General features: G+C 67.6%; 8 protein-coding genes. 6 read left to right on the plus strand and 2 right to left on the minus strand.

Annotation, left to right across the window (positions count from 1 at the left end):
* On the plus strand, positions 1-469 hold a 469-nt coding region (locus tag CF165_RS49390), incomplete at its 5' end, for an ATP-binding protein (protein ID WP_143268955.1).
* Positions 470-603: 134 nt separating this feature from the next.
* Positions 604-1,272: an ATP-binding protein gene (locus tag CF165_RS49395; RefSeq protein WP_240522216.1), complete on the plus strand. Its 669-nt coding sequence runs from the start codon at positions 604-606 to the stop codon at positions 1,270-1,272.
* Positions 1,273-1,341: 69 nt separating this feature from the next.
* Here the strand turns inward: CF165_RS49395 and CF165_RS49400 are convergent, their stop codons facing one another.
* Entirely contained in the window at positions 1,342-1,974 is a 633-nt protein-coding gene (locus CF165_RS49400; protein WP_143268957.1) for an STAS domain-containing protein, read from the minus strand.
* A 108-nt stretch (positions 1,975-2,082) separates the two neighbouring features.
* On the opposite strand from CF165_RS49400, the gene CF165_RS49405 reads away from it, so the two are divergent.
* Positions 2,083-2,904 carry a SigB/SigF/SigG family RNA polymerase sigma factor gene (locus CF165_RS49405; protein ID WP_093954525.1) on the plus strand — a complete coding sequence of 274 codons (822 nt, stop codon included), beginning with the start codon at positions 2,083-2,085 and terminating at the stop codon, positions 2,902-2,904.
* A gap of 395 nt (positions 2,905-3,299) precedes the next feature.
* Here the strand turns inward: CF165_RS49405 and CF165_RS49410 are convergent, their stop codons facing one another.
* Complete coding sequence (locus CF165_RS49410; RefSeq protein ID WP_093954526.1) at positions 3,300-3,680, minus strand: winged helix-turn-helix transcriptional regulator; 381 nt, start codon at positions 3,678-3,680, stop codon at positions 3,300-3,302.
* A 153-nt stretch (positions 3,681-3,833) separates the two neighbouring features.
* On the opposite strand from CF165_RS49410, the gene CF165_RS49415 reads away from it, so the two are divergent.
* From CF165_RS49415 to CF165_RS49425, 3 genes are all read left to right on the plus strand, one after another.
* Positions 3,834-4,367 carry an ester cyclase gene (locus CF165_RS49415; RefSeq protein ID WP_158226980.1) on the plus strand — a complete coding sequence of 178 codons (534 nt, stop codon included), beginning with the start codon at positions 3,834-3,836 and terminating at the stop codon, positions 4,365-4,367.
* A gap of 453 nt (positions 4,368-4,820) precedes the next feature.
* Positions 4,821-5,552, plus strand: a complete 732-nt coding sequence (locus CF165_RS49420) for a dioxygenase family protein (protein ID WP_093954523.1) — start codon at positions 4,821-4,823, stop codon at positions 5,550-5,552.
* A 115-nt stretch (positions 5,553-5,667) separates the two neighbouring features.
* Positions 5,668-5,879, plus strand: a 212-nt coding sequence (locus CF165_RS49425) for a transposase (RefSeq protein WP_240522217.1), incomplete at its 3' end; no start/stop codon positions are given.

Genomic DNA, 5,879 nt, shown 5'->3' on the forward strand with positions numbered 1-5,879 from the left:
TCCGCTGCTCATCGACGGCACCGGCCGGCGCACCAGCGCCGCCTACGACCCCGAGCGGATCATCACCGGCTACAACCGGCCGCTGCCCGAACCGGCCGACGCCGTCGAGCTCGTCGTCGACGCCACCAATCTGGCCCAGGCCCGGTTGCTCGCACGCACGCACGCTCTGCGGGCGGGCCTGACCGACGACCGGACCGCTGACGCCGAACTGGTCGTCACCGAACTGGTGACCAACAGCATCGACCACGGCGGCGGCACCGGCCGGCTCCGGATCTGGATCGCCGACGGCCACCTCGTCTACGAGGTCCACGACCAGGGCACCCTGACCGACCCGCTGGCCGGCCGGCACCCGGTCTCCCCCGGCCAGCACCGGCAGCGCGGCCTGTTGCTCGTCAACCACATGTCCGACCTGGTACGGCTGCACACCGGCACCGGCAGCACCACCACGCGCGTCCACTTCCAGCTGTGACCAGGAGTGGGTCGCCGCGGCGGCCGAGCCGTTTATGCGAGCGGTCCGCGGGTAGGCGCACCTGGTGAGCGATGTCATGGGGAACACGACCGGTGCGTGGTGACGGTGTAGACGGTGATGCCGCGCACTGGGTCATGGACCTGCGCGACACCGGTCCATTCGCGCTGGCCGGGGTACGCCGATGGGCCACCGGTCAGTGCTCCCATCTCGGCGCCGACCACTTGGCTGACGTGCTGCTGGTGGTCGACGAGCTGGTCGCCAACGCCTACGCCCACGGTGGCGGGCCGCTGCGGGCCCGGATCACCGCCATGACCAGGCCGTGCCGGGTGGTCGTCGAAGTCGACGACGTCTCCTCCGCACACCCGCACGTCCACCCACCGACACCCGAGGTCGACCACGCCTGCGGGTACGGCATGTTTCTCATCGATGAGCTCGCCGACACCTGGGGTGTGCACGAGAACCACGACTCCGGCGGAAAGACCGTGTGGGCACGGCTGTCCTGCGGCACCGCACTCGAGCACCCTGCCGCTGACAATCGTCGGCAGACACATTGCCTGGATGATGCCCCAAACTTCAAGGGCACGATTCGACGTGAGGCGATCGTATGGATGACGGCCTCCACGGTGTGGGACTCGATCGTCGGCGGATTCCCGGCTCCTGGTCGGGGCCCGAACGCGAGCTCGTGCGAGGCAACGGTCGCCGTCGCCGATGCCGGCACGGGTGAACGCTGCCGCCGATCTGCGACCGCGGCGGTCGCCGCGTTTTGCAGTTGGTCGATCAGGTCAGCAGCGAGCCGGGAGTGAGCCACGATGACGACGCACCCTCGTGTGCGGGTGAGCCGGATGCGACGAATTCAGCGGGCTGTGAACCGCTTAGCCAGGGCGGGCGTCGCCGTGGGTGTCCAGGCCGGTCGGGTGAGGCGACGCCAGCCAGTCCACTGCGTCGGCGACGCTCTCGTGAACCGGCAGGTCTTGCTCCAGGCCGAGCGCGGTGATCGGCCGCAACAGTGCTCGCCGTCGCCCGGCGACCGCGAAGGGCACCCCCGTCACGGCGGCGCCGGCAACGGCGTTGATCAGTATCGTCAGTACGCGGGCGGCGCAGAAATCGACCGCCGACATATCGCAGACCAGCGCCGGTGGTTGCCGGCGCAGCTCCTGCGCGAGCAGCACGGCGAGATGACCGGTGACGGTCAAGTCGAGCTCCCCCGCCGCGGCGACCACGCTCGCCTCGGCCGTCCGGGTCACCGCGAACGACGCCACCGGCCGGCATCGCGGATCGCGCGGCCGGGGCACGGACATCAACGACATGAGCATGGCCTCCTCGAACCCATCGTGCGACCGGGTGGGCGAGATGCGGCGCTCCGGCTCCAGGCTGAACCGCTGCACGACGACGGTACAACCGGTGACCGGACGAAGCAGCATCGCCGCGGCCTCATCCCGCGTCACGGAATCCGGCCAACCGAAGAAAGACGGCAGATGATGCGCCGACCGGTTCGCTGATTCCACCCCTCGGTCTCGGCGGCAACCGTACTCACATCGCCTGCCAGAGCCGAAATCCTCCGCCAAGGATCAGCCGATCGTGTGGTTTCGAAGACGGCTGGGTACCAACTCCGCATGGTTGTCAGAGCGCCCGAACGAAACCCGTCCGCGGAGACGCCGAACCTGCCGTCCCAGCGCCGGTCAAACGACTACGCCCACTGCATTCCGCTGTTCGCCGAACAGAGCCGCCTGGCGGACGAGGATGCCCGGCGCAGCGAACTGCGGCTCCGGTTGATCACCGAACACCTATCGCTGGCCGAACACATCGCGCAGCGATTCAGCGGCCGCGGCGAGCCGTTCGACGACCTGCTGCAAGTCGCGCGAACCGGCCTCATCCACGCCGTCGACCGCTACAACCCCGAGCAGGGCACCGACTTCCTGTCCTTCGCCGTACCGACCATCATGGGCGAGGTCCGCCGCCACTTCCGCGACACCGGCTGGTCGATGCGCGTCCCCCGCACCCTCAAAGACCTCAAACACACGCTCAGCAAGGCCAGCGACACGCTGGCCCACGACCTCGGGCGCGCGCCCACGCCCAGCGAAATCGCCGCGCACCTGGACATGGACATCGACGTCGTGCGGGAAGGGCTGCTCGCCGCGGAGGCCTACCGTGCACACTCGATCAACACCCCCGCGCGCGGTGCGGAGGACACGGTCACGGTCGCCGATCAGCTCGCCGCCGAAGAACCCGGGTTCGCGCATTGCGAGAACCACGTCACGCTCCAGGCCGCGATGGCCACGTTGCCGGCCCGCGAACGCGCGATCGTCAAGATGCGGTTCGTCGACGAACTCACCCAAAGCCAGATCGCCCAACGGATCGGCCTGTCCCAGATGCAGGTTTCCCGGCTGCTGGCCAAGACCCTCGAGCAACTCCGCGAGCGCATCGTCACCGAATGATTCACCTGGCCAGGCTGCCTGGCTCTGCCGGCAGTCCCCGCGGTAGTCGGCTGTCGCACGTCCGCGTCATGGTGACGGTGGTGCCAGCGTCGCTCGTCTCGATCCTGGCTCGATCAGCAAGGGTGTGGATCAGCGGCAAGCCCTCGACCGCCCAACATTGGCCCCGGCTCTGCAGGACCCGGCCACGGTGGCTTGGTCGCCTCCCCGGGTGAGCCGCTTCTCGGTGAAGACGACATCCGGGTGTGCATCGCCGTTCTGGTAGTGGTCGAGGCAGCGCCTTATTGCAGGTGTATCCGCTGGTCGCGACGTCTTGTGCCGCGTCTGCGCGTCCGCCGTCGGATCCTCCCGAGATCGACCCGCACCACTATGACGGTCGTAATAGCACGGTTGCGGCGTCAGCCTTGAAGGCCTGCGTCGTAGGCGGTCTGATTGGCGGCGAGTTGCGGACCGTACTGCAGTGTCCAGTCCACGAGCGCGGCCAGCGGGGGGACGAGGGTGTGGCCCAGCGGGGTCAGCGCGTAGGTGACCCGGATCGGCCTGGACGTCTGCACGGTCCGGGTGACCAGACCGTCTCGCTCCAGGCTCTGCAGCGTCTGGGCGAGCATCTTGTCGGAGATGCCGGTGGCTGCCCGGCGGAGGCGCGCGTAACCGAGTTCGCCGTCGGCCAGGAGTGTGATGACCAGCGCGGTCCATTTGTCCGCGATCCGGTCGAGGATGACACGGACTGCGCAGCGTGGGTTCTCGGAGGACGGCGTCACCAGCTGGTCGGCACTCACCCGCGGGTAAGTGGCTTTCGAAGAGGTGCGTTCTTGCACGTGAAACGCCCCGTTCCTACCGTGGATGCATACTCACCAACAGTAAGTAGGCCTCCGATGGGAAGCAACGGCTTCCCGGTAAGAGCCGAGCCGACATCCCCGGAGGGCCCACCGATGGCCACCACCGACCACCCACAGAACACCGATGCCACCTCGTCCGTGACGGGCGTCCAGGGATTTGACCGCGGCACTGGCGCCGGCGAGCCGACCGGGCCCGTCGCCCACCTGCTGCGCCTGATGAAGGGCGCCGACGACGCCTTCAACCGCCGCGACTACGACGACTTCGTCGACCACGGTCACCACCAGGACGTCGTCGTGAATTACATCGGCCGGCCCGGCACCGTCGGCCGCGCTCCGCACCGTGCCGGCATCGAGGCCATGGTCGCCACGTTCCCCGACTTGCGCGTCTACAACGACCCCTACGGCATCCAGTTCGGCCAGGGTGAGTGGACCGTTGCCATTGGGAGGATGAGCGGGACTTTCACCCAGCCGATGACGTTGCCCGGCGGCACGGTCGTTGACCCCACCAACAAGTCGTTCATGACGCTGTTCACGACCATCGCCCGATGGCAGAACGACCAGATGTTGACCGAGTACGTCCTCTGGGACGACCAGGATGTCATGACCCAGATCGGCGTGACCGGATAGGTGCCGGCCGCCGCGATCGGGTCAAGTCCGTCCGGGCGGAACACCGCCTGCAATCGGTACCCCGCCTGCTTCAACAACCGGGCCACAGTCTTCTTACTCGCGGTGAAATCGTTGGCATACGAGCCCTCACCAACGACGACAGCGACTTCGTCGTCCACCCAACGGCGACATCGGATGCCCGGCTGGACCTCTTCCAACGCAGGACGGCCGGCACCCGGGGCCCGCACCTGGCCATCCGGCAGAACACCCGCACGAACCTCACCTACGCCGGCGTGCACCGTCGTCCGCGACACACCCGACAACCGGGCCACCGACGCGATAAACGACCGATCGCCACGGCCTCCGCACCCAGCAGCAACCGTCACTGCCGCCCATCCAGATGCGGCCGCAACAACGAACCGATCACCCAACCCGCCGACCAGGTAATTCATCGCCGAGCCTTAAGGAGTCACCATGACACTGACTGTGCACCGCCCGTCGACGCTGCGGGGAAGACTGGTTCGCCGCGTCCTGACCGCATTGATGAGCCGAATCGACAACCGGGCGGCCATCCGCCGAGCTGCCACCTTCACGCCGCACGACGCGACGCTGAACCACGGCAAGGGCCCCTACTACATACCGGGCTCACCGACCCGCCGCGACGTCCGGGAGGACCGCCAAGGCTCGCCATTGGTACTGCGGATCCGCTCGGTCGAGGTGGACACCCTGGCACCCATCGCCGGGGCGACCGTCGAGATCTGGCAGACCGACGCCGACGGCTTCTACTCGGGCTACACGAGCTACGACCCGGAGCGGTTTCCGCCCGTGGTCTCCCTGGCCCTCCGCCGGTCCCGGCCGGTCGACGACACCCGGTTCCTGCGCGGGCGACAGATCACCGACGACGACGGATACGTCGAGTTCTTGACCATCGTGCCGGGTTGGTATACCCCGCGGACGCTGCACATCCACCTCGGGGTCAGCATCGCGGACAAGGCAGTGCTGATGACCGAGCTCTTCTTCTCCGACGAATTCACCGCCGAGATCCAATCGCTTCCGGAGTACGCCCACCGCGGTGGCAGCCCGTTCACCAACACGCACGATGTCGCGCTCCGGCTGACCAACGCCTCGCCGGGCAGCTGGCCGGCCATCCAGCCGATCGAGTCCGGTGGCCACCGGGCCGACGTGACCCTCCAAATCAGACGGTGACAGCTCAGCTGACGCAGAACTCGTTGGCAATGCGCATGTCGGCACCATAGTGGACGGGTATGACATCATCAGGCGACCAGGGAGTGTCTTCAAAGGCTGGTAGCGGCGGATGATGATGTGTGTCGTGATCCGCCGCCACGAGTTGTCTGATTCCGAGTGGGAGTCGTTGTCGCAGTTTCTGCCCTCGGCACTGACCGGTGGTCGGCTCAGGTCCGATGACCGGCGGGTGCTCAACGGCATCGTGTGGAAGGTCCGCTCCGGAGCGCCGTGGCGTGATGTCCCAGCCCGCTACGGGTCCTGGAAAGCGGTCTACACTCGGCTCCGGTC

Origin of the sequence: Amycolatopsis vastitatis (genome assembly GCF_002234595.1) — a bacterium.
GTDB classification, from domain to species: Bacteria; Actinomycetota; Actinomycetes; order Mycobacteriales; family Pseudonocardiaceae; genus Amycolatopsis; species Amycolatopsis vastitatis.